At 61.7% G+C, this 20,535-nt stretch carries 22 protein-coding genes; 12 read left to right on the top strand and 10 right to left on the bottom strand.

From position 1 onward, the window contains the following. Positions 1-37: 37 nt before the first annotated feature. From ubiA to PB2503_RS01425, 4 genes are read right to left on the bottom strand one after another with little or no spacing between them, the layout of a single operon-like run. On the bottom strand, positions 38-967 hold the full coding sequence (gene ubiA / locus PB2503_RS01440; protein ID WP_013299434.1) for a 4-hydroxybenzoate octaprenyltransferase: 930 nt from the start codon (positions 965-967) through the stop codon (positions 38-40). 42 nt (positions 968-1,009) lie between these two features. Next, complete coding sequence (locus PB2503_RS01435) at positions 1,010-1,444, bottom strand: group I truncated hemoglobin (RefSeq protein WP_013299433.1); 435 nt, start codon at positions 1,442-1,444, stop codon at positions 1,010-1,012. Continuing rightward, entirely contained in the window at positions 1,444-2,304 is an 861-nt protein-coding gene (locus PB2503_RS01430) for a DUF3034 family protein (RefSeq protein ID WP_013299432.1), read from the bottom strand. Before PB2503_RS01430 ends, PB2503_RS01435 begins: the two co-directional genes overlap by 1 nt. Continuing rightward, positions 2,301-4,091 (bottom strand): sensor histidine kinase, encoded by a 1,791-nt coding sequence (locus PB2503_RS01425; RefSeq protein WP_083810925.1) that lies wholly within the window; start codon positions 4,089-4,091, stop codon positions 2,301-2,303. The genes PB2503_RS01430 and PB2503_RS01425 overlap by 4 nt, the downstream gene beginning before the upstream one ends. 77 nt (positions 4,092-4,168) lie before the next feature. Here PB2503_RS01425 and PB2503_RS01420 point away from each other — a divergent pair, with 77 nt between their 5' ends. The 8 genes from PB2503_RS01420 to PB2503_RS01385 all read left to right on the top strand — a co-directional run bounded on the left by PB2503_RS01420 (position 4,169) and on the right by PB2503_RS01385 (position 9,029). Next, on the top strand, positions 4,169-4,480 hold the full coding sequence (locus PB2503_RS01420; protein WP_013299430.1) for a cupredoxin domain-containing protein: 312 nt from the start codon (positions 4,169-4,171) through the stop codon (positions 4,478-4,480). Positions 4,481-4,629: 149 nt separating this feature from the next. After that, entirely contained in the window at positions 4,630-5,295 is a 666-nt protein-coding gene (nuoE, locus tag PB2503_RS01415) for an NADH-quinone oxidoreductase subunit NuoE (protein WP_013299429.1), read from the top strand. Positions 5,296-5,302: 7 nt separating this feature from the next. Next, positions 5,303-5,536: a hypothetical protein gene (locus PB2503_RS01410; RefSeq protein ID WP_013299428.1), complete on the top strand. Its 234-nt coding sequence runs from the start codon at positions 5,303-5,305 to the stop codon at positions 5,534-5,536. A gap of 68 nt (positions 5,537-5,604) precedes the next feature. Continuing rightward, complete coding sequence (locus PB2503_RS01405) at positions 5,605-5,808, top strand: hypothetical protein (RefSeq protein ID WP_013299427.1); 204 nt, start codon at positions 5,605-5,607, stop codon at positions 5,806-5,808. A gap of 93 nt (positions 5,809-5,901) precedes the next feature. Next, a complete protein-coding gene (gene nuoF / locus PB2503_RS01400; protein WP_041535107.1) occupies positions 5,902-7,200 on the top strand; it encodes an NADH-quinone oxidoreductase subunit NuoF in 1,299 nt (432 codons plus the stop codon). Between the two features lie 43 nt (positions 7,201-7,243). Then, positions 7,244-7,792 carry a GNAT family N-acetyltransferase gene (locus tag PB2503_RS01395; protein ID WP_013299425.1) on the top strand — a complete coding sequence of 183 codons (549 nt, stop codon included), beginning with the start codon at positions 7,244-7,246 and terminating at the stop codon, positions 7,790-7,792. Between the two features lie 36 nt (positions 7,793-7,828). Then, positions 7,829-8,668, top strand: a complete 840-nt coding sequence (gene ttcA, locus PB2503_RS01390) for a tRNA 2-thiocytidine(32) synthetase TtcA (protein ID WP_041535105.1) — start codon at positions 7,829-7,831, stop codon at positions 8,666-8,668. Between the two features lie 16 nt (positions 8,669-8,684). Then, positions 8,685-9,029 (top strand): Mpo1-like protein, encoded by a 345-nt coding sequence (locus PB2503_RS01385; protein ID WP_013299423.1) that lies wholly within the window; start codon positions 8,685-8,687, stop codon positions 9,027-9,029. Between the two features lie 36 nt (positions 9,030-9,065). Here PB2503_RS01385 and PB2503_RS01380 read toward each other — a convergent pair whose 3' ends face one another. Beyond that, the gene (locus PB2503_RS01380; protein WP_013299422.1) at positions 9,066-10,730 is read right to left on the bottom strand and encodes an FAD-dependent oxidoreductase; all 1,665 of its coding nucleotides are present in this window, start codon (positions 10,728-10,730) and stop codon (positions 9,066-9,068) included. 284 nt (positions 10,731-11,014) lie between these two features. Between PB2503_RS01380 and nuoG the strand changes: the two genes are divergently transcribed. Continuing rightward, complete coding sequence (nuoG, locus tag PB2503_RS01375; protein ID WP_013299421.1) at positions 11,015-13,132, top strand: NADH-quinone oxidoreductase subunit NuoG; 2,118 nt, start codon at positions 11,015-11,017, stop codon at positions 13,130-13,132. A 101-nt stretch (positions 13,133-13,233) separates the two neighbouring features. Here the strand turns inward: nuoG and PB2503_RS01370 are convergent, their stop codons facing one another. The 4 genes from PB2503_RS01370 to PB2503_RS01355 form a co-directional block, all read right to left on the bottom strand. Beyond that, positions 13,234-13,815 (bottom strand): hypothetical protein, encoded by a 582-nt coding sequence (locus PB2503_RS01370; RefSeq protein ID WP_013299420.1) that lies wholly within the window; start codon positions 13,813-13,815, stop codon positions 13,234-13,236. 199 nt (positions 13,816-14,014) lie between these two features. Then, complete coding sequence (gene serB / locus PB2503_RS01365) at positions 14,015-14,878, bottom strand: phosphoserine phosphatase SerB (RefSeq protein WP_013299419.1); 864 nt, start codon at positions 14,876-14,878, stop codon at positions 14,015-14,017. Positions 14,879-14,880: 2 nt separating this feature from the next. Continuing rightward, positions 14,881-16,464, bottom strand: coding sequence for a phosphoglycerate dehydrogenase (gene serA, locus PB2503_RS01360; protein ID WP_013299418.1), 1,584 nt, complete (start codon positions 16,462-16,464; stop codon positions 14,881-14,883). A 117-nt stretch (positions 16,465-16,581) separates the two neighbouring features. Next, positions 16,582-17,733: a phosphoserine transaminase gene (locus tag PB2503_RS01355; RefSeq protein WP_148235150.1), complete on the bottom strand. Its 1,152-nt coding sequence runs from the start codon at positions 17,731-17,733 to the stop codon at positions 16,582-16,584. Positions 17,734-17,900: 167 nt separating this feature from the next. On the opposite strand from PB2503_RS01355, the gene nuoH reads away from it, so the two are divergent. Further along, entirely contained in the window at positions 17,901-18,965 is a 1,065-nt protein-coding gene (gene nuoH / locus PB2503_RS01350; RefSeq protein ID WP_013299416.1) for an NADH-quinone oxidoreductase subunit NuoH, read from the top strand. Beyond that, positions 18,962-19,450, top strand: coding sequence for an NADH-quinone oxidoreductase subunit NuoI (gene nuoI, locus PB2503_RS01345; RefSeq protein WP_013299415.1), 489 nt, complete (start codon positions 18,962-18,964; stop codon positions 19,448-19,450). The genes nuoH and nuoI overlap by 4 nt, the downstream gene beginning before the upstream one ends. A 76-nt stretch (positions 19,451-19,526) precedes the next feature. Here the strand turns inward: nuoI and PB2503_RS01340 are convergent, their stop codons facing one another. Further along, positions 19,527-20,099, bottom strand: a complete 573-nt coding sequence (locus tag PB2503_RS01340) for a hypothetical protein (RefSeq protein ID WP_013299414.1) — start codon at positions 20,097-20,099, stop codon at positions 19,527-19,529. 90 nt (positions 20,100-20,189) lie between these two features. Here PB2503_RS01340 and PB2503_RS01335 point away from each other — a divergent pair, with 90 nt between their 5' ends. After that, positions 20,190-20,486, top strand: a complete 297-nt coding sequence (locus PB2503_RS01335) for a hypothetical protein (protein ID WP_013299413.1) — start codon at positions 20,190-20,192, stop codon at positions 20,484-20,486. Positions 20,487-20,535 lie beyond the last annotated feature (49 nt).

Here is a 20,535-nt window from a genome sequence, read left to right as displayed (position 1 = left end):
GGCCCTTATGAAGGCTCCCGCAGCCCTTGGGGGAGAATTAGGCCGCAAGGCCCGGCAGGGCCAGGAGAAGCCCGGTCCACACATTGGCCTTAAAGAGGCGTAAGGCGCGGTCGCCGTCGCTGAGGTCGAGACTTCTGACCTGCCACGTCAGGTGCCCCGCGGCGGGCAGCAGGAGCAAAAGGCCCCAAAGGGCGCTTTGGCTCAACAGGGCAAAGGCCATGAGGATCACGCAAAGGCCATAAAAGACCGCAACGCCGGTTACGGCACTGTCACCTAAGGCTCGGGCGCTTGATTTGACCCCGATCAGGGCATCGTCTTCCACATCCTGGAGGGCGTAGATCGTGTCATAGCCGAGGGTCCAGAACAGCCCCGCCGCATACGCACAAAGGATCGGCCCCGACAGACCCCCGGCCACCGCCGCCCCGCCGACCAGGACGCCCCAATTGAAGGTCAGGCCAAGCCAGGCCTGGGGCCACCAGGTAATGCGCTTCATAAAGGGATAGGCTGCCACCAGAACAAGCGCGCACAATCCGATCAGGATCGCCGGAAGGGGGAGGGAGAGAAGAACCGTCAGCCCCACCAGACACAGGGCGACGAGCAGGACCCAGGCCTCGCTTACCCGGACCTGGCCGCTGGGCAAGGGGCGGCTCGCCGTGCGGGCGACCTGGGCGTCGATGTCCCGGTCGACAATATCGTTATAAATGCATCCCGCCGACCGCATCGCCACCGATCCGATCAGGAACAGGGCCCAAAGGCGATAGATCTCCGGCGCTGTCATGTCGTCGGGGCGCCCGATCAGCGTGCCCCACAGGCACGGCCAGAATAACAGCCAGAGTCCCACCGGCCGATCGGCCCGCATCAGCCGGAAATAGGGACGCATTCCCGCAGGCAGGCGGTCGACGAAACTACGGGGGGCGGCGTCGGGGGTTTTGCGATCGGCACCGGCGGAAGGGGAGGGCGAGGACATGCCCCGCCGGTACACCCCCGGACCCGCAGGCGGAAGGGGGCCTTAGGGCTTGGTCACGACATCGCGATGCATCGGGGCGAGAAGGGCGAGAAGGCGGTTCTGGGCACGGAACCCCACGCCTTCGGCCGCCATCGCGGCGCGCAAATTCTCAACGAGCGCATTGAAATGCGCCGTGGTCAGCTCCTGCCCCATATGGCTGTCGGCCATCGACAGGCCGTCATAAACGCATGGGCCCCCTGCCAGCTCACAGATCTGAAGGACCAGCTTCTCCTCAAGGCGCTCGAAATTCGCGCCTTCGAAGGTGTCGGCGATACGCGGATCGGCAAGGCTGCGGTGGAGGAGGGTTTCGATCACCCGCTCGATCCCCGCTTTTTCGCCCAAGGCACGATAAAGGGCATCGTCGCTTAAGGCCGCAGCCGGTTGCGGGGCCATGGCTGTGGCGACGACAAGCGAAAGGCAAGCAATCAGGGCGCGCATCAGAATGATCCTTGAACTGATAGGTATGAGCCGGTCTGATCGTCAAGCCCCGCAATGGTTCCAAGATCGGCATAGGCGGCGGTGAGCGACAGATATTTGCTCGGGAAATAGGCGAGATAGGCGGTGGCCGCATCCTCCTCCTCGGCGAAGGCCAGGTTGTCGGGCTTGGTTCGGACCTCGCCCCCCAGGGCTAAGCGTTTCGTCAAAAGAGCCGCAGCGGTGGCTTCGACCTGGATCGTCCGTGTCGAGCTGAAGCCCAAAAAGCCGAGTTGATTGGCCTCTGTCGACCGAATGGTTCCCCCAAGGAGGAGGCTCTGGGCGAGCAATAGTTTCGTGGCGGACAGATAATAATCCACGCCCTCGTCGTCATCCGCCCCGACGGCACGGACGATATCGCCGTCCTTATTCTTCTTCACCTGAATGCCGACGCTGATCTGGGGCAGCCACGTATCCTGGTCGGTGACGACATCGCCCGCGAGCCGCAGCTTGGCGCCGAAGACCTCTTGGTCGAATTCAAACCCTTCCCCCAGCCCGAGAGCGCCGCCGAGTTCCTCGGTGTCGAAGGCCTGGCGCGCATAACTCAGCTCAAGCCGGTTCCTCACGCCCACGGCCAGACCATGGCTGGAGATGGAGAAATCGGAGAGTTGAACATCGGTGACAAAGGCTGAGGCGCCCCAGCTCAGCTCCGACCCGTAGCCGGTGATGAGCGCCCAAGGGACAAGACCGCTCCCCCCCTGGCCTTCAATCTGGCTCACCCCGCCCGTCATCAACAGGCGTCCCCGATCGGGGGCCCATTGAGCGGCGGCGGGGGGACTGACGATCATTGTGGCCAAAGCGGCCATGAACATGAAGCGGATCATGCGCTGGCGAGGCTCCTGGTGAGAGGTGTGTCTTCCGCCATCTCGCCCTCGGCATAGGGCAGGATGATGGTGATTGTGGTCCCTTCTCCGGCGAGACTTTCGATATCGAAGGTCCCGCGATGGGAGAGGACGATTGTCCGCGCCAGAGGCAGGCCAAGGCCCATTCCCTCATGGTGACGGGTACGGCTGTTATCCGCCTGCCCGAACAGTTCGAGCGCGCGCTCCAAGGCCTCGGCGCTCATCCCCTTGCCCCGATCTTTGATCGTCACGACGACGGTGTCACCGCAATCCTTCGCGATGAACGAGACAAGTCCGCCTTCGTCGGAGAATTGGCCCGCATTGATCAGGAGATGGCGTAACGCCGAGGTGAGATGAGAAGGCTTCGCGCGGATCTCTTGCAGCGTGTCGTCAATGATCGTTTCAAGGGTCAGGGAGGTGTAATGTTCGTCGTATCTGACGCCCTCGCACAGGGCATGGAACAGCGGGGCCGGCGCGACCAGCTCAAGGTCGGCATAGTAATCCGTATTTTGAGCGTCGGAAAATCTGAGAATGTCGTCGACAAGGCCAAGCAGCGTGTTTCCTGCTTCAAAAATTTCGCGGGCGAACTGTTGATAACTCTCGTCCCCTAAGGGCCCAAAGGCTTCGTCTCGCATCAATTGGGAAAAGCCGATGACGGCATTGAGCGGGGTGCGGAGTTCGTGGGTCGTCACCGCCATGAACCGGGTCTTGGCCTCATTGGCGGCGCTCAAATCCTCTTCGCGCGCTTTGATGGCCGTGATGTCGGACCAGACCAGAATGCGTCCCTCATCATTGGTGTGGGGGGCTGCGGCATTGACCCAGACCCCGTTGGGCAAACGGGTTTCCCCTCCTTCGTTCAGGGTAAGAATAATATTCGGGTCGATACTTGTCGCGGCAAGCAGATCCGTCAGGCGCTCGCCCCGGCCCATTGACGCCTCCGGTAACAGTGCCTGTGCGGCATCGTTGACCATCTGGATCCGTCCGGCCTTATCGAGGATCAAGATGGCATCCGCCGCTTCTCGGATGATCGCCTCAAGGCGGGTTTCGGCGCGCTGACGCCCTTCGAGTTCCTCGGCGATACGGCGAGCAATCTTGCGCTGCATCACCCGCATGGAGGTGACCAGCGCGATCAGCTCGATGCCGACCACCTTGGGCAGAGACGAATCGTATGCGCCGGCGGCAATCTTTCGGGCGGCGACTTCCAGCGCTTTAAGCGGGGTGACGATCAGGCGGTTTAGCCCTGCTGCGAGGAGGAGGGAGAGAAGGGCGACCAGAACCATGCCGATCATGGCGAGCCGGGTCGATCGATCCGCGGCGGCGATCGCCTTTTCCCGTTCGATGAAGCTGTCCGCTGCCAGAAGTTCGGTTAACAGATCGAACGCCTGTTCGCTCCAATCGGCGGCATTGTCGGGGGTGTTCCCTTCCCGCCAACCGGCAATGGTATCGCGGATCGCTGACGCTTCGTCCCGTGACGGGCCCTCGCTGCGGTCGACCACGATGGCGAGATCAGAGACCACCGTCATCAGCATCTCGTCATCATGTCGATCGCTGAGGAGGAAGCGGGCCGTATTGGCCTCCGCCGCTCGCGCATAGTTAATGGCCATCAAGGAATGGTCATAGGTCTGACGCACAATGCGGCTTGACCGGTCGAGGGCATGGATCGACCATACCGCATAGCTCACGGTCAGGAGCGTCATCAGCCCGAAGCCTGCATGCATGGCGCTGCTCAACGGCGCGCGTGTCAGTCGTTTCAGACGGAAGCCTAGCATGGGGCTGGCTTACGAAAAACTCGTCAATTGAATGTTATTTTGAGTATTCCGAAACGTCTTCTGGGCATGTTTTTCTTATGAAAAGCTCATTTCTCCTGATCTCGTCGGTCTTGATGTTTACGCATGGGCAAGACGATGCGCTGACGGTCTCGCAAATGGATCGGTCCTTCGCTCCGGGGGCGCTGTCGATTTCGGCGGGGCAGACCGTGAAGGTGATAAACGACGATCGCTTCGTGCATCACGTTCAGTCCAAGCATCGCAATCTGAAGGTCGATTCGGGTATTCAGAGGCCGGGTGAGTATATCGAGATCGCCTTTGCCAAACAGGGTATTTACGAGCTGACCTGTGCGATCCATCCGAAAATGTCCCTTAAGGTGGCGGTGGACTAAACAGTCGGCCCTTGATTGGGGGGCGCGCCGCTTGAGGATCGCGGCTCGGTGGCTTAGAGCATTGCCTCGGCGCCCCCGCCGCGACGGCTGGACATCCGTGGGGAGCGGGACGAAGAGCGCCCTATTTCCGCCTTCTGAGGAGAGGACCCATGGCCGATCGCTCCCCCGCTCGACAGCAGCCCGACAGCTTTCAATGGACCGAGGACAATAAGGCCTGGTGTGAGAAGGAAATCACCAAGTTTCCCGAGGGGCGTCAGGCCTCTGCGGTGATCCCTTTCCTGTGGCGCGCGCAAAAGCAGGAAGGGTGGGTGTCGATCCCCGCGATGGAGGCGATCGCGACGCAGCTCGGCATGCCCTATATTCGCGTCTATGAGGTTGCGACCTTCTACACCATGTTCAACCTCAAGCCCGTCGGCACCTATTTCGTTCAGGTGTGCGGCACGACGCCGTGCATGCTGCGGGGGTCTGAATCCCTGATCGAGGTTTGCGAGCGGGTGATCGGGCCGCAAGGAGCGATCACCGAGAGCGGCCATCTGTCCTGGCTCGAGGTCGAATGTCTCGGCGCCTGTTGCAACGCGCCAATGGCGCAGATCAACGACTATTATTACCAAGATCTGACCCCTGAGAAGTTCGAGGAGATCCTCTTGACCTTGGATAAGGGCGAGGCGGTCGCGCCGGGGGTCTTTAATCCCGCGCGGCACACATCAGACCCTGAGGGGGACAACACGACCCTTACCGATGAGAGCCTCTATGACGGATCGGCGGCGAAGCCGATCGACCGCCTGCCCAATTCAGCGCCGGCGGAGCAAGGCTGAGCGTCCTATGGATCGGCGCGATCAAGAAGGGGCGGCGGCGAAGGCGTCAGGGAGCGGTGAGTCCCGCTTCTATGTCATCTTCGCCCTTTTGGAGGGGAGCTTTTTGATCCTCGCTGTGGCGGCCTATTTCTTGATGCATGAGAGTGTGCCGCTGTTGATCGGCTCGATCGTGGTGATCTCCCTCGTCAGTTCGACCTTTCTCCTCCCGCGTATTCTCTCCGCGCGGCGATCACAGGAATAGGATCGCAGGAAGACCAGACGGGCGAGGTGCCCTGAACGCATCAGCAACCGCCGCTTTAGGAACCGTCCATGGCCAACTCATCCCCCTCCCGCACCCGTGCACTGTTGCAGATCGTCGCCGTGTCGGCGTTGCCTTTTGCCTTTGTCTTTTGGCTGATCGGCGAGGCGGCGGGCTTCCAAGTGGCGTTGGGAGGGGTCTTGATCTTTGCCGTCATCGTCGGCGCCGTGATTGGATTTTCCGTTCTCCGGCGCAAAGGGCGCTCATCGCCATAATAGGAGAAGGGCTTTGGGCATCATGCCGCCTTGGCAGGCTGCGCCGAAAGCCTTACCACCACATCAGAAATCGAATGGGACAGCTTTTCCCTCATGCTCCAAGATAAAGACCGCATCTTCACCAATCTCTATGGATTAAAGGACCCCTTCCTCGAGGGGGCCAAGGACCGGGGCGCCTGGAACGGCACAAAGGACATCCTCGATATGGGGATCGATTGGGTGATCCAGCAGGTGAAGGATAGCGGCTTGCGGGGCCGCGGGGGGGCGGGCTTTCCCACCGGTCTTAAATGGTCCTTCATGCCGAAGGAGGTGGGGGAACGGCCCCATTACCTCGTGGTCAATGCCGATGAGTCCGAGCCGGGAACCTGTAAGGATCGCGAGATCATGCGGCACGACCCGCATACCCTGATCGAGGGATGTCTGATCGCCAGCTTCGCGATGCGCGCCCATGCCTGCTACATCTATATTCGGGGGGAGTACATTTTCGAGCGCGAGCAGCTGCAAAAGGCCATCGACGAGGCCTATGCCGCCAAGCTGATCGGCAAGGACAATGTTCACGGCTACGATTTCGACCTTTATCTCTCCCACGGCGCCGGGGCGTATATTTGCGGTGAGGAAACCGCCCTCCTTGAAAGCCTTGAGGGCAAAAAGGGTCAGCCCCGCTTGAAGCCGCCTTTCCCGGCGGGCGCGGGGCTCTATGGCTGTCCGACCACGGTGAACAATGTGGAATCAATCGCCGTCGTGCCGACGATCATTCGGCGCGGGGCGGATTGGTTCAAGCGCTTTGGGCGCGAGAACAATCACGGCACGAAAGTGTTCTGCATTTCCGGCCATGTGAACAAGCCGTGCAATGTCGAGGAGGAGATGTCGATCCCGCTCAAGACCTTGATCGATACCCATTGCGGCGGGGTCCGGGGCGGCTGGGACAATCTCAAGGCCGTTATCCCGGGCGGCTCCTCCGTCCGATGCCTGCCAAAGTCGATCTGCGACGATGTCTTGATGGATTTCGACGCCTTGCGGGAACACAAATCAGGGCTTGGGACGGCGGCGGTGATCGTCATGGACAAGTCCACCGACATGGTCAAAGCGATTGCGCGTATCGCGCATTTCTACAAACATGAGAGTTGTGGCCAGTGTACCCCCTGCAGGGAGGGAACAGGCTGGATGTGGCGGGTCCTCGTTCGGATGAGCCGCGGCGAAGCGGAAATGTGGGAAATCGACAAATTGCTGGACGTCGCCGGTCAAGTCGAAGGTCATACGATCTGCGCCCTTGGCGATGCGGCAGCCTGGCCGGTGCAAGGTCTTATTCAGCATTTCCGCCATGAAATTGAGGAAAAGATTACGGCTTACCGCGCCAATAAGCCCCACATACCGGTCATGGCCGCGGAATAAACGGGGGCAACAGGACCCCTGAGATCATAACAGGGAGGTTCCTATGCCAGTAGGTGACATTGTTGAGGTCAGCGACGAAACGATTTCCGGCGCCGACGACGTGATGAAGGCCGCTTTCGGCCATATGGTCGAAGCACAGCTGACCCATGACCTGCGTGATGGGGCGTATATGCTCGATGAGCGAGTTGTCCTTCAGGCGCGGGGGGTCGTCGGATATGGCGCCCTCAGCCGGGCCATTATACGCTATGGGGACAATAAAGAGGTGGCTATTGCGGCCCTTGCCCCCCTCGCGGTCAGCCCAAGCGTTCAGCGGGAGGGGATTGGGTTTGCCCTCGCCCAAACGCTGATTTCAGCCTGGCAGGAGAACGGCAATGGGGCCGTGATCGTTCTTGGTCATCCCCCCTTCTATCGGCGCTTGGGCTTTTCGGCGTCCTTGGCCGAGCGGCATCTCATCTCGCCATTTCCCGAGGCGGGGGACGCGTTTATGCTCTCCGATCCAGCCGGCGTCCTGTGTGAGATCACCGGGGGGCACGTCGAATTTCCTGCGCCGTTTGGCGTTGGCGTGCCCCGCCAGAAAGAAAAAAGCGCCTGACGTCGCAAAGGGGCGGTCATGGTGGGGGGAGAAGGTATGATGGCGACGACCGATCTCTCCCGCCTTTATGACACGGCCCCCGATACGACCGCGTTTCGCAAGCGGCGTAAGCGACTTGTCCGCCTGACCGAGGAGGCGATCAGCCGCTATGCGATGGTCTCAAAACCCGGTGCCCGGTGGCTCGTTTGTCTTTCCGGCGGCAAGGATAGCTACACTCTCTTGACCCTGCTGATGGATCTGAAGGCGCAAGGGCGACTCGATGTTGACCTCGTCGCCGCCAATCTCGACCAGGCGCAGCCAGGCTTTCCCACCGAGGTTCTGCCGCACTATCTTGAGGGCCTTGGGCTCGCCCACCGTATCGACCGACGCGACACCTATAGCACCGTTATCGAGAAAACCGCGCCGGGCCAGACCTTGTGTACCCTCTGCTCCCGTCTGCGCCGGGGGCATCTTTATCGCATGGCGCGGGAGGAAGGGTGCGATGCCATCGCCCTTGGTCACCATGCTGACGATATTCTAGAGACCTTCTTCCTCAACCTTTTTCACGGCGGTCGGTTGGAGGCAATGTCGCCCAATCTGATGAACGATGAGGGCGATGTGCAGGTCGTCCGCCCCCTCACCCTCGTGCGGGAGGCGGACATCGTCCGATTTGCCGAGGACATGGCCTATCCGATTATCCCCTGCACGCTGTGCGGCAGCCAGGACGGGATGGCGCGGCAAACCATGAAGGCGATGATCGCCTCTTGGGACTTGGCGCATCCTGGTCGATCCGACACGATCCTAAGGGCATTGGGCACGATCAGGCCTAGCCATTTGCTGGACGACAGTCATTTCGACTTTTCTAGTTTTAGTTGTGAACCGAAGAGCAATAAATAAAAGATAGGGACACATTATGAGAGAGTATCAGACCTTCGCAGAATTTTTTCCCTTCTATTTGCGACAGCATGCGCGGCCGCGAACGCGCTTCTTCCACATTGCCGGTGTTGGGCTGACGGTGCTGACGTTTTTGACGGTGTTGGTGTTGGATTTGCCTTGGTTGCTGCTGGCCGCCCCCCTTGCGGGCTATGGACCTGCCTGGATCTCCCATGCGTTTATCGAGCGCAATAAACCCGCCACCCTTACCTATCCCCTCTGGTCACTCCGCGGCGATATCTGGATGTCCGTCCTTTGGGTCAGCGGACGACTGGATGCGGAGCTGGAGCGGGCCGGGGTCGGCCCCTCGCTTTCCTCTCCGTAAGAGAGAAACAATTCTCCGCCGCTTCGGTGGCGCGCTTTACGACGCCGCCAGCTCCCCCAGGGCGCGGTGGATATCGCTGACCACGACCGAACCTTCGCCGACGGCGCTGGCCACCCGCTTGATCGACCCCGTCCGCACGTCGCCGACGGCGTAGACCCGCGGCAGGCTTGTCTCGTATTTCGTCGGCATGCGGTCCATAGACCATTGCGCCTTGACCAGTTCCATATTCGTCAGATCCGCGCCGGTTTTCAAAAAGCCCCGATCGTCTGTGGCAAGTCTGCCCTGCAACCAATCGGTGCACGGACGCGCCCCAATGAACAAAAACAGGAAGCCGCAGTCACAGGTTTCGGTAGAGCCGGTGGCGTGGTTGATGAAATCCACCTTTTCCAGGAGGCCATCATTGTCACCGTAGAGGGCAACGACCTCTCGTTCAGGGTGGAGAATGATATTCGGGGTCTCTTCCAGGCGCCGAACGAGGTATTCCGACATCGTCTCTCGGATATCGGCGCGGCGATAGACGACGTGAACGGCCTTTGCGGTGTGCGACAAGAAGACCGCCCCCTGGCCGGCGGAGTTCCCCGCCCCGACGATCGCCACCTCTCGGCCGCCACAAAGCTGCGCTTCCATGGGGGTGGCCCCGTAATAGATGCCGCGCCCTTCGAAGTCCTCGAGGTGATCGATATCGAGGCGGCGGTATCGGGCCCCCGTTGCGATGACCACCGAACGGGCAGCAACTTCGCGTCCGTCTTCAAGGGCCACCCGGTAGAGTTTATCCTCGACCTGCAATGAGGCCACTTCGGCAGGCGCGGCCATCTGCACACCGAACTTTTGAGCCTGGACTGAGGCGCGGTCGGCCAGTTCCTGACCTGAGATGCCTGTCGGGAATCCCAGATAGTTTTCGATCTTGGAGGAGGTCCCCGCCTGTCCGCCGGGGGCGTCCCCGTCGAGGGTCAAGACCGATAGCCCTTCCGACCCGGCATAGACTGACGCGGCGAGGCCAGCCGGTCCTGCACCGATGACGAGCACATCGGTGGTGGTGCCATCGGCGACGAGGTCAAGGCCCAGGGCCTCCGCCAAGGCCGACGGGGTCGGCGCCCGCATCGGCTCCTTCTCACCGAGGAGGACGGCGGGGAGATCCTCTGGGCCGAGGCCGTGGACTCGCATCACGCCTTCGCCGGCTTCTTCATCGAGGGTGGGGTCGACAAGGGTGTGGGGGACGCTCTGCCGTTCAAGCAGGCGGCGCAGGGCAAAGGTCTCCCTCTGGCGTCCGGGCCCGATGAGGATGATCGAGCGGTTGGCGCGACTTTTCCCGAATTCCCGCCGCGCGGTCAAAACCCTGACGAAGACATCCGACAGGGCGGAGCGTTCCACCAGAAGCCGTTTGAAACGATCATGGGGAATGTGCAGGACCTCCCCCGCTTCGCCCATCACCGTCCGGGCGAAGGTCACCCCGCCGGTCAGCACGGAGAGGTCGCCGGCGAACTGGCCCCGTTCCATATAGCCGACCCGGCTTTCCTCTTGGCCCGAGATCACGAAAATGTGGGTCTGCCCCGAAAGAGTCACGAGACAATCGGCCTTCGATGTGCCCGAGGGGACGAGAATCTCGCCCGCCTCATGGGCTTTGACGGTGCCATAGGTCGTGAGAATGGACAGGTCGTCATCGTCAAAGGTGTGATTGACGTCTTGAGGGGTGCTGGACATGGGCTGGATCCTGAAACGGTCGGGAATACGCTACGCCATCGCCGCACCGATGGGGAATAGGTGACTGAAGCCGGGCGCGCGGCGCATGAAAGCGGGGTTGCCGGCGGGGGCCGTCGTTCTGTCTGGCCGCCCGCCGGTCCTGGCTTGGCGCCCGCGCCATGGGGGGAAGGGGACGCTTCGCCCCTTTCGTCGGGCGCGGTTTGGCGTAAAGGGGGGGAACGCTTTATGAGGCGGCGTCTTGTCCCCGGCTGCGCTGCCCTGATGCATCAAGGAGACCCCCGCAAATGGCCGATACCCGCACGATCAAGGTCAATGGCGAAGAAATCGACGTCGATCCCAATCTGACCCTTCTCCAGGCTTGCGAACTCGCCGGAGAGGAAATTCCGCGGTTTTGCTACCATGAGCGGCTGTCGGTGGCGGGGAACTGCCGGATGTGCCTGATCGAGGTCAAAGGCGGCCCGCCTAAGCCCGTGGCCTCCTGCGCCCAGAATGTTCGCGATCTGCGTCCCGGCCCTGAAGGCGCGCCGCCGGAGCTGTTCACAAATACCCCGATGGTGAAAAAGGCGCGTGAAGGGGTGATGGAATTCTTGCTCATCAATCACCCCCTCGACTGCCCGATCTGCGACCAGGGCGGGGAATGTGACCTTCAGGATCAGGCGATCGCCTATGGCGCGGGCGAAAGCCGCTTCCTTGAGAACAAGCGTGCGGTCGAAGAGAAGCATATGGGGCCGCTGATCAAAACCGTCATGACGCGGTGCATTCAGTGTACCCGTTGTGTGCGCTTCGCGACGGAGGTGGCGGGGGTCAATGATCTCGGCCTCGTCAATCGCGGCGAGAATGCGGAAATCACCCCCTATCTCGAAAAGGCCGTCGATACGGAGTTGTCGGGGAACCTGATCGACATCTGTCCCGTGGGGGCGCTCACCTCCAAACCCTATGCCTTCACCGCGCGGCCGTGGGAATTGATCAAGACGGAGACGGTCGACGTGATGGATGCGCTGGGCAGTGCCATCCGGGTGGACGCCCGTGGACGGGAGGTGCTGCGAATCCTGCCGCGGATCCATAATGGCATCAATGAGGAATGGATCGGCGATAAGTCCCGCTTCATCTGGGACGGACTGCGCAAGCGCCGCCTCGACCGTCCCTATGTGCGTAAAGACGGTAAGCTTCAGCCGGTGAGCTGGCCGGAGGCGTTCGATGCTATCGCCGCCAAGGTCAAAGCTGTTCCTTCGGAGAAAATCGCGGCGATTGCCGGGGATTTGGTGCCGGTGGAGGCCCTGAAGGCCCTCAAGGACCTGACCGATAAATGGGGCACGCCGCACCGGGATTGCCGCCAGGAGGGGAGCATGCTCGGCGTCCTCCCGAATGGGGAGCGGGCGCCGCGCGGTTCCTATATCTTCGGCGCCTCAATCGCGGCCATCGACGAGGCGGATATGATCCTCCTTGTGGGGACCAACCCCCGAATCGAGGCGCCGGTCCTGAATGCGCGTATTCGTAAGCGGTATCTGCAAGATCTGTCGGTCGAGATCGGGGTGATCGGACCGAAGGTCGATCTGAGTTATGAGACTCGTCATCTGGGGCACGATCCGTCGGTCATCGGCGATATAGAGCCGGCGTTCCTTGATCGTCTGAGCAAGGCGAAAAAACCGATGATCATTGCCGGGGCAGGGGCCTTTGTCCGCGGCGGGGCGGGGACGATGAACAGTCTCCTCACCCTCGCCGCGCAGATCGGGGCCCTCGGCGCAGAGCAAGGCGACTGGAACGGGCTCAATGTGTTGCACAGCGCGGCGGCCCGTGTGGGCGGCCTCGATATCGGCTTTTTGCCGGGCGAAGGCGGCAAAGGCTTCTCCGATATCATTTCAGGGGCAGAGTCCGGCGATATCGATGTCGTCTACAATTTGGGGGCGGACGAGTTCGATACCGATCTGCTGAAGAACGCCTTTGTCATCTATCAGGGCCACCATGGGGATGCGGGCGCGCGGGTCGCCGATGTCATCCTGCCCGGGGCGGCGTATACAGAAGAATCCGGCACCTTTGTGAATACAGAAGGCCGTGTGCAACTCACCAACCAGGCCTATCACCCCTTCGGTGAGGCCAAGGCCAATTGGGCGATCCTGCGGGCATTGAGCCAGGTCCTGGGACAGACCTTGCCCTATGACGACCTCTTTGCAGTGCGGCAGGCGATGATTGAGGACAATGAGGTGTTCGGCGCCATCGGGACGGTATCCCCGGTCGCGGCGCTCGACCAGACCCTCTACCAAGGGGCGGCGGATGGGGACGCCGCCTTTGTCCCCCCTTTCACGAGCTATTGGCTGACCAATCCGATTGCCCGGGCGAGTGAGACCATGCGGGAATGTCACCAGACCTTTGTGGCCCCCCAAGGGCTCCTGGCAGCGGAATAAAAAAGGGGGGGCGTCCACGCCGCCCCCCTCTTCGGGTGCCCTTTTCTCTCGCCCAACGCCGGAGAGAGCGCATTGTCCCAACAGGTCGGGCGGCCGCCTGATCAATCGTAATATGCCTGATAGATCTCTGCTTGGACGACCTGACGCAGGGCGTCTGCCGCGGCGGCCTTGAACGGTTTATCCGTATACGCATAGGGCTGCGGTGCCGCCGCATAAGGCGCATAGCCGTAAGCGGGCGCCCCATAGGCCGGCGCCGGCGCATAGACCGGAGCGGCATAGGCCGGGGGGGCGGGATAGGCCGCAGGGGGCTGCGCGGCGCGGCTGGCATCGGCATAGCCCTTGGCGTAGCCGATGGCCCGGGCCCCGGGGTGAACCGGCCGCGGCGGCACATAGGACGGGCTATAGGCGCGGGGCGGGGCATAGACGATGCGCGGTGCCGGGGCGGGGCGGTACCCCTTGGCCGCGGCGAATCCCTTGGCATATCCCACAGCCTGCGCCCCAGGATAGCGGGCATTGGCAAAGGGACGGGGAACGGGGTGGCCCTTGGCCGCCGCAACGCCTTTCAAATAGCCGACGGCTTGGGCACCTGGCTTGGCGGGTTGGGCCTGGACGGCACTCAATCCGGCTGAGGCGGTGAAGAGCCCCGCAGCAAGGACTGCACAGATATTGAGGGGGACGGACATGGCACTATCCTTTGTTCTCGTTAACCGTACTGAACGCGCCAAATCGGGCGAGAACCGGGCGAAACCATGACCTTACCGCTTCGTCATTGGGGGCGTGATTGGAGAGGGGCGGGGCATTTTGGGGGCAATCCGTCTTCGGATGGGGGCACCGCCATCCCGTTCGATGAGACCCGCCTGCAATTGGGGGAAGAGGCAGCCTCTAGCGAGGATCGGCCCAGTCGGATCGCGCAATGCCCTGGAGGTAGAGGAGGGCGGAGAGATCGTGGTGGTCGATCCTGACCGGCGCGGCTTCGGCGACAACCGGTTTGGCATGGTAGGCGACGCCGTGGGGCACCGCCGTCACCATGGCGAGATCATTCGCGCCATCCCCGACGCATAGGGCATCCGCGGTGGACAGACCGAGGGCGGAGAGTTCCGCCATGAGCCGTTCTTTTTTGGCCTCCCGCCCGAGAATCGGCGGCAGGACCTCACCGGTGAAGCGATCGTCCTCGATCTCGAGGCGGTTACTGAAATGGGCGTCGAATCCCGCCCGCGCGGCAATCGGGCCTGTAAAGACCGTGAAGCCCCCTGAGACCAGGACGGTTTTGGCCCCTAATCGCCGCAGGGTGGCGGTCAGGATCTGGACCCCCGGGTCGAGGGTAATTCGCTCGGCCAACACCTCATCGACAACGCTCGCCGGCAGGTCTTTGAGGGTCGCAACACGGTCCCTGAGGGCCTCTTCGAAATTGAGCTCGCCACGCATGGCCTGCTCGGTGATCGCCTTCACCGCCTCCCCATGGCCGGCCTTGTCGGCCAGCTCGTCAAGGCACTCCTGGCCGATCACCGTTGAGTCCATGTCCGCCAGGAGAAGTCGGACCGGGCGGGCCCCATGGGGCAGATACGCCGCATCGAGGCCGTCGGCCCGCGCTGCGGCCATGGCGTCTTTCACCGCTTCGCCGACCGGCATGTTGACCAGCGCGGCCCCGCCAAGGTCTGTTACAGGCGCATTGGGGCCGACGGCCGACAGGGCCTCAGCGCGGTCGAGGGCCCCAACGCCGATAAAGCAAACCGCAGGGGACGCCACGCTTAAAAGCTCAGCATACGGGCTTCGTCGATCTGGGGCAGATCACTCAGGGCCTTAAGGGTGTCATCGTCCAAGGGCTGATCAACCGCCAAAAGGGCGTAGGCGGTTCCCCCCGGCGCGGCACGGCCCAGATTGAACGTCGCGATATTGATGTCCTTGCTCGACAGCAGTTTGCCGAGATTGCCGATAAAGCCCGGTTTGTCCTTGTTCTGAACGTAGAGCATATGCGGCGCAAAGTTCGATTCGAGCCGGACATTACCGATCCGCACCGCGCGCGGCTCGCCACCGAACAGGGCACCGGTGACGCTCAACTCGCCTTTGTCGGTGGTCAGCTTTACGCTCACGGTCGAGCCAAAATTCGGTGAGGTCTCGGTACGGGTCTCCGATACCTGAATGCCCCGCTGCTTGGCCAATTGCCCCGCATTGACGCTGTTCACCGCCTCTCGCATGGCCGGGCGAAGGACAGCCGTCAGCGCGGCCGCCGTCATCGGCGCAGGGTTCAGGCTCGCCGCGGTCCCTGCAAACGCCATCTCAACCCCTGTGACGGCGCCGGGCGCCAATTGCCCGGCAAGTCCGCCAAGGCGCCCCGCAAGGTCGATATAGGGACGCAATTTGGGGGCTTCCTCGGCACTGACCGACGGCATGTTCAGGGCGTTGGTGACGGCCCCGGTCAGCAGGTAGTCAGCGATTTGCTCGGCGATCTGGATCGCCACATTCTCCTGGGCCTCGGTGGTCGCTGCGCCCAAATGAGGGGTACAGATGACATCGTCGCGGCCGAACAATTTGTGCTCGGTTGCGGGCTCTTTCTCGAACACATCGAGGGCGGCACCGGCGATATGCCCGCTCTCAAGACCGTCATAGAGGGCCTCTTCGTCGACCAGACCGCCGCGGGCGCAATTGATGATCCGCACGCCCTTTTTCGTCTTGGCAAGTGCTTGCTTGCTCAGAATGTTGCGGGTTTGATCCGTCAACGGCGTGTGCAAGGTGATGAAATCGGCGCGCTTGAGCAGGTCGTCGAGCTCAACCCGCTCGACCCCCAGGTCGATGGCCCGCGCTTCGGTCAGAAACGGATCAAACGCCACGACCTTCATATGCAAGCCTTGGGCGCGATCGGCGACGATCGATCCAATATTCCCGCACCCGATGAGGCCGAGGGTCTTGCCGGTAATCTCGCGGCCCATGAACCGCGACTTTTCCCATTTTCCCTGATGGGTGCTTTCATTTGCCTGCGGAATTTGCCGGGCGAGGGACAGCATCATGGCGATGGCGTGCTCGGCGGTGGTGGTGGCATTGCCGAAGGGGGTGTTCATCACCGCAATGCCGGTTGCCGTTGCGGCGTCGATATCGACATTGTCGACGCCGATCCCGGCCCGACCGATCACTTTCAGGTCGGTGCCGGCCTCGATCATCTCGGCCGTCATTTTGGTGGCCGACCGGATGGCGATCCCGTGGTGGCCGGGGAGGGCGGCCTTCAGCTTTTCGGGGTCTTTCCCAAGACCGGGCTCGAAGGTGACCTCAATGCCGCGGGTTTTGAGGACCTCAACGGCGTCTTCGGAGAGTTTGTCGGAGATGAGTACGCGTTTCATGGGCGAGCTTTTTTGCGCCAAGGGGCGCTCTGGCTGGGCCTCCGCCGCCCGAAAGCCCTGCTTGAGGGGGGGCGGCGAAGGGGGTGGGGGCCGCGCCGGGCGCAGCCGCAAGAAAGGTTAGAGAGAAGCGACTTCCTCGCCGAAGGCCCAGTCGAGCCATTCGGTCAGCAAACTGATATCCTTGGTTTCGACCGTTGCGCCGCACCAGATGCGAAGACCGGGAGGGGCGTCACGATAAGCGCCGATATCATAGGCGGCGTCTTCTGCGGCGAGACGCTTTTCAAGTTTCTTTTGAAACGCCCGTTGATCGTCCTCGCTCATCGCCGTGACCTTGGGGTCGACGATTTTAAGGCAGACGGAGGTGTTGGAGCGGCTGGCGGGATCGGCGGCGAGGTGGTCGACCCAAGCGGTCCGATCCACCCATGCGCTCAACGTGCCGGCATTTTCATTCGCCCGCGCTTTAAGTCCCTCAAGGCCGCCGAGAGACTGACCCCATTTGAGGGCGTCGATATAATCTTCATTGCACAGCATGGAGGGGGTGTTGATCGTCTCCCCCTGAAAGATCCCGGAGATCAATTTGCCGCCTTTCGTCAGACGAAAGATTTTCGGCAGAGGCCAGGACGGTTGATGCGTTTCGAGCCGCTCGACCGCCCGTGGGCCGAGGATCAAGATCCCGTGCTGCGCTTCACCGCCGAGGACTTTCTGCCAGGAATAGGTGACCACATCGAGCTTTTCGAAGGGGAGGTCCTGCGCGAAGGCCGCCGAGGTCGCATCGCAGAGGGTCAGCCCTTCGCGGTCATCGCGGATCCAGTCGCCATTGGGCACGCGCACACCGCTGGTCGTGCCGTTCCAGGTGAATAAAATATCCGTCTTCATATCGATCCGCGATAGGTCCGGCAGGGATCCATAATCGGCGGTCACGATTTCAGCATCGAGCTTGAGCTGCTTGACGGCATCGGTGACCCAGCCCTGGCCAAAGCTCTCCCAGGCGAGAGCGGTCACAGGTCGGGCGCCAAGAAGCGTCCACATCGCCATCTCATAGGCGCCGGTATCGGAGGCCGGGACGATCCCGATCAGATGCGAGTCCGGCACGCCGAGGATGTCGCGGGTCAGCTCGATCGCTTCTTTCAGGCGCGCCTTTCCAAGCGAGGATCGGTGCGACCGACCAAGCGCATCGGTGCGCAGGGCGGCGATGTCCCATCCGGGCCGTTTGGCACAAGGTCCCGAGGAGAAGGAGGGGTTGGCGGGTTTGGTATCAGGCATGCTCATGCGCGGCCCCATAGGCGCGAGCGCGCCATCTGGCGAGGGGGTTTCATCAGATCGGGGCCGGCAAAGCGTCGATCGGGCCGAAAAGGCTCATGGCAGAGGGCGGGGTGGTCGCAAATTGCGCATTGTGCCCACTTCCCCCGGGGGCCGGGCGGCGCTAGAGGCGGGACATGTTTGAATGGCTCGTTACCCGCGACTGGGATGCAGCGCCGCTCCTGACGGCGTTCGCCACCACCTTGCAGACCTTGGCCCTGATGGTGGTCCTGCTGGTCAGCCTGGCCTTTCTTCTTCTGTTCGACCGAAAGGTCTGGGCAGCGGTGCAAATGCGGAAGGGACCCAACGTGGTTGGCGCCTTCGGCTTGCTTCAGTCTTTTGCCGACTTCCTGAAATTCGTGCTGAAGGAAATCGTCGTGCCGGCCGGGGCCGACAAGACGATCTTCCTTATCGCTCCCTTCGTGACCTTCCTCCTCGCCTTTCTCGGTTGGGCGGTGGTTCCCGTGGGGCAGGGCCTGGTGGTGGCGGACATCAATGTCGGGATTCTCTATCTCTTCGCGGTGAGTTCCCTTGGGGTCTATGGGATCATCATGGGGGGGTGGGCGTCGAACTCGAAATACCCCTTCCTCGGCTCTTTGCGATCCGCCGCGCAGATGGTCTCCTATGAGGTGTCCTTAGGCTTCATCATCATTTCGGTGTTGCTACTGGTGGGGTCGATGAACCTCACCGACATCGTCAATTCCCAGGCCCGGGGCCTTGGAATTCTCAACTGGCATTTCATTCCGCTCTTCCCGCTTTTCGTGATGTTCTTCATTTCGGCCCTGGCGGAGACCAACCGGCCGCCCTTCGACCTTCCCGAAGCGGAGTCGGAGCTGGTGGCGGGGTATCAGGTGGAATATTCCTCGACGCCCTATCTTCTGTTCATGATCGGCGAGTATCTCAACATCGTCCTGATGTGCTCGCTCTTGACGATCCTGTTTTTCGGCGGGTGGCACTCACCGTTTCCGGGGGATTTCCTGGGCTTTCTCGGCCCCCTCTGGTTTGCGGTGAAGGTCGTTTTCTTCTTCTTTCTGTTTGCCATGGTGAAGGCCATTGTGCCGCGCTATCGGTATGATCAGTTGATGCGCATTGGATGGAAGATTTTCCTTCCCACCTCTATTGGATATCTGATGTTGGTGGCGTTCGTTCTGCTCTATGTCCCCGGCGTCGCTGATCTCTTCCAAGGCTGGAGGCCGTCATGAGCCGTGTGGCACAGGCCCTGAAGGGGGCGACTCTCTCTGACTTCACCTCTGCCTTCTGGCTCGGCATGAAGTATTTCTTCCGGCCAAAGGCGACGGTGAACTATCCGTTCGAGCGGGGACCGTCCTCCCCCCGGTTCCGCGGTGAACATGCGCTGCGGCGCTATCCCAATGGCGAAGAGCGCTGCATTGCGTGCAAACTCTGCGAAGCGGTGTGCCCTGCCCAGGCGATCACCATCGAGGCGGAGGAGCGGGCCGACGGCTCCCGTCGGACCACCCGCTACGATATCGACATGGTGAAGTGCATCTATTGCGGCCTTTGTCAGGAAAGCTGCCCTGTGGACGCGATCGTTGAGGGGCCAACCCTCCAGATCGCGACGGAGACCCGCGAGGAGCTGCTCTATGACAAGGACCGGCTACTTGCCAATGGGGATCGATGGGAGCGCCTGATCGCCAAGAATATCGAGCTTGACGCCCCCTATCGCTAACAGGGCCTTGGCGTGGACAGTGGACGCGGTTTTGCCCAACGCGCACCGGGCTGCTCGTCCTTTTTAGACTCTTCTCTTATTGCGGCACGCCGTTTCGCCAGACACCGGGAGTCGTCGCGCAAGCCGCATCGGCCAGCGCCCCGTCCGGGGCTGTCTTGCACCAGCGCCGGCGAGTTTCGAAGGTTTCGGGGATGCCGCCCAGGGCAGCTATCTGCGTCAGGGTGAGATCCTGGATCTGGTTCGGCATGGCGGGCCAGTAGCGCATCGCATAATCGACCCGCCAAATCATGTCGGTCGGCGCAGGGTAGGGGGCGACCCGGTAGGCTTCCATTAGCGCCTTGAGGCTCTCCTGCGTTGGCCACAATGCCTCCGCCGTGAGGCTGTAGGTCAGGCGCTGCCAGCTCCGGCCTTCATGAGGGGCGCGCAAGGCTGCTTGCCGAGCGGCCTCTGAGGCCAGCGCCCACTCCCCCGCTTCTCCCGCTTTCTGGGACAGGGCGATATAATAGTCCGGTGCGCGACCCTTGGGCGGTGTTTCGGGCAGAGACGCGCCTGGCGTATCACTGTACCAAAATGTGACAAGAGCTGCTATGCTCCCTAAAAAGACTAGGGCAAGCGAAATGCTGCGGCGCAATAGAAAAGGAGTTCTCATGATCAGCACGGAGTTAAGTATAAGCAGCGTTCTTTTTACGTGCTCTTAATGGGAATCTTTGTACGGTTTGTTCCCAGACAGGAGTTCAGTATGGCCGTCTCAGCCCGTCAGATCACGACTTCCGGTGTCCCGGTCGATGCTTCCGAGGAAGAAATCGTGGCGCCGGCGCCGGACTATGTTCGGCAAGACTTAAAACTCTCTATTGATGAGTTCACTGGCGAGGCGCCGATCTCTCCCGCCCTTCGGATGCAACATCTGCTCGGCAAGGAATTCGCGAGTGTTTCCGAAGAGAAATGGTCGCCCCGGAAAACGGCGTTGTTCGTTGTCCTGACCTGCGGGTCGTTTTGGCTCACCATGGTTCTGCTTGCCGTGGCATTGCTGGGCTGACCCCGTAAAGCACACTCACACATCCCCCCGCGTAGCGGGGCTTGATTGC

This window comes from Parvularcula bermudensis HTCC2503, from assembly GCF_000152825.2.
In the GTDB taxonomy this organism is placed as follows: Bacteria; Pseudomonadota; Alphaproteobacteria; order Caulobacterales; family Parvularculaceae; genus Parvularcula; species Parvularcula bermudensis.
Note: the sequence above shows the minus strand (reverse complement) of the source record. Positions and strands in the feature narration are given on the sequence as shown.

Bases quoted from the DNA above. Each gene is read 5' to 3' on its own strand.
- ubiA (WP_013299434.1), bottom strand. From the start codon at position 967: ATGTCCTCGCCCTCCCCTTCCGCCGGTGCCGATCGCAAAACCCCCGAC.
- PB2503_RS01435 (WP_013299433.1), bottom strand. From the start codon at position 1,444: ATGCGCGCCCTGATTGCTTGCCTTTCGCTTGTCGTCGCCACAGCCATG.
- PB2503_RS01430 (WP_013299432.1), bottom strand. From the start codon at position 2,304: ATGATCCGCTTCATGTTCATGGCCGCTTTGGCCACAATGATCGTCAGT.
- PB2503_RS01425 (WP_083810925.1), bottom strand. From the start codon at position 4,091: ATGCTAGGCTTCCGTCTGAAACGACTGACACGCGCGCCGTTGAGCAGC.
- PB2503_RS01420 (WP_013299430.1), top strand. From the start codon at position 4,169: ATGAAAAGCTCATTTCTCCTGATCTCGTCGGTCTTGATGTTTACGCAT.
- nuoE (WP_013299429.1), top strand. From the start codon at position 4,630: ATGGCCGATCGCTCCCCCGCTCGACAGCAGCCCGACAGCTTTCAATGG.
- PB2503_RS01410 (WP_013299428.1), top strand. From the start codon at position 5,303: ATGGATCGGCGCGATCAAGAAGGGGCGGCGGCGAAGGCGTCAGGGAGC.
- PB2503_RS01405 (WP_013299427.1), top strand. From the start codon at position 5,605: ATGGCCAACTCATCCCCCTCCCGCACCCGTGCACTGTTGCAGATCGTC.
- nuoF (WP_041535107.1), top strand. From the start codon at position 5,902: ATGCTCCAAGATAAAGACCGCATCTTCACCAATCTCTATGGATTAAAG.
- PB2503_RS01395 (WP_013299425.1), top strand. From the start codon at position 7,244: ATGCCAGTAGGTGACATTGTTGAGGTCAGCGACGAAACGATTTCCGGC.
- ttcA (WP_041535105.1), top strand. From the start codon at position 7,829: ATGATGGCGACGACCGATCTCTCCCGCCTTTATGACACGGCCCCCGAT.
- PB2503_RS01385 (WP_013299423.1), top strand. From the start codon at position 8,685: ATGAGAGAGTATCAGACCTTCGCAGAATTTTTTCCCTTCTATTTGCGA.
- PB2503_RS01380 (WP_013299422.1), bottom strand. From the start codon at position 10,730: ATGTCCAGCACCCCTCAAGACGTCAATCACACCTTTGACGATGACGAC.
- nuoG (WP_013299421.1), top strand. From the start codon at position 11,015: ATGGCCGATACCCGCACGATCAAGGTCAATGGCGAAGAAATCGACGTC.
- PB2503_RS01370 (WP_013299420.1), bottom strand. From the start codon at position 13,815: ATGTCCGTCCCCCTCAATATCTGTGCAGTCCTTGCTGCGGGGCTCTTC.
- serA (WP_013299418.1), bottom strand. From the start codon at position 16,464: ATGAAACGCGTACTCATCTCCGACAAACTCTCCGAAGACGCCGTTGAG.
- PB2503_RS01355 (WP_148235150.1), bottom strand. From the start codon at position 17,733: ATGAGCATGCCTGATACCAAACCCGCCAACCCCTCCTTCTCCTCGGGA.
- nuoH (WP_013299416.1), top strand. From the start codon at position 17,901: ATGTTTGAATGGCTCGTTACCCGCGACTGGGATGCAGCGCCGCTCCTG.
- nuoI (WP_013299415.1), top strand. From the start codon at position 18,962: ATGAGCCGTGTGGCACAGGCCCTGAAGGGGGCGACTCTCTCTGACTTC.
- PB2503_RS01340 (WP_013299414.1), bottom strand. From the start codon at position 20,099: ATGAGAACTCCTTTTCTATTGCGCCGCAGCATTTCGCTTGCCCTAGTC.
- PB2503_RS01335 (WP_013299413.1), top strand. From the start codon at position 20,190: ATGGCCGTCTCAGCCCGTCAGATCACGACTTCCGGTGTCCCGGTCGAT.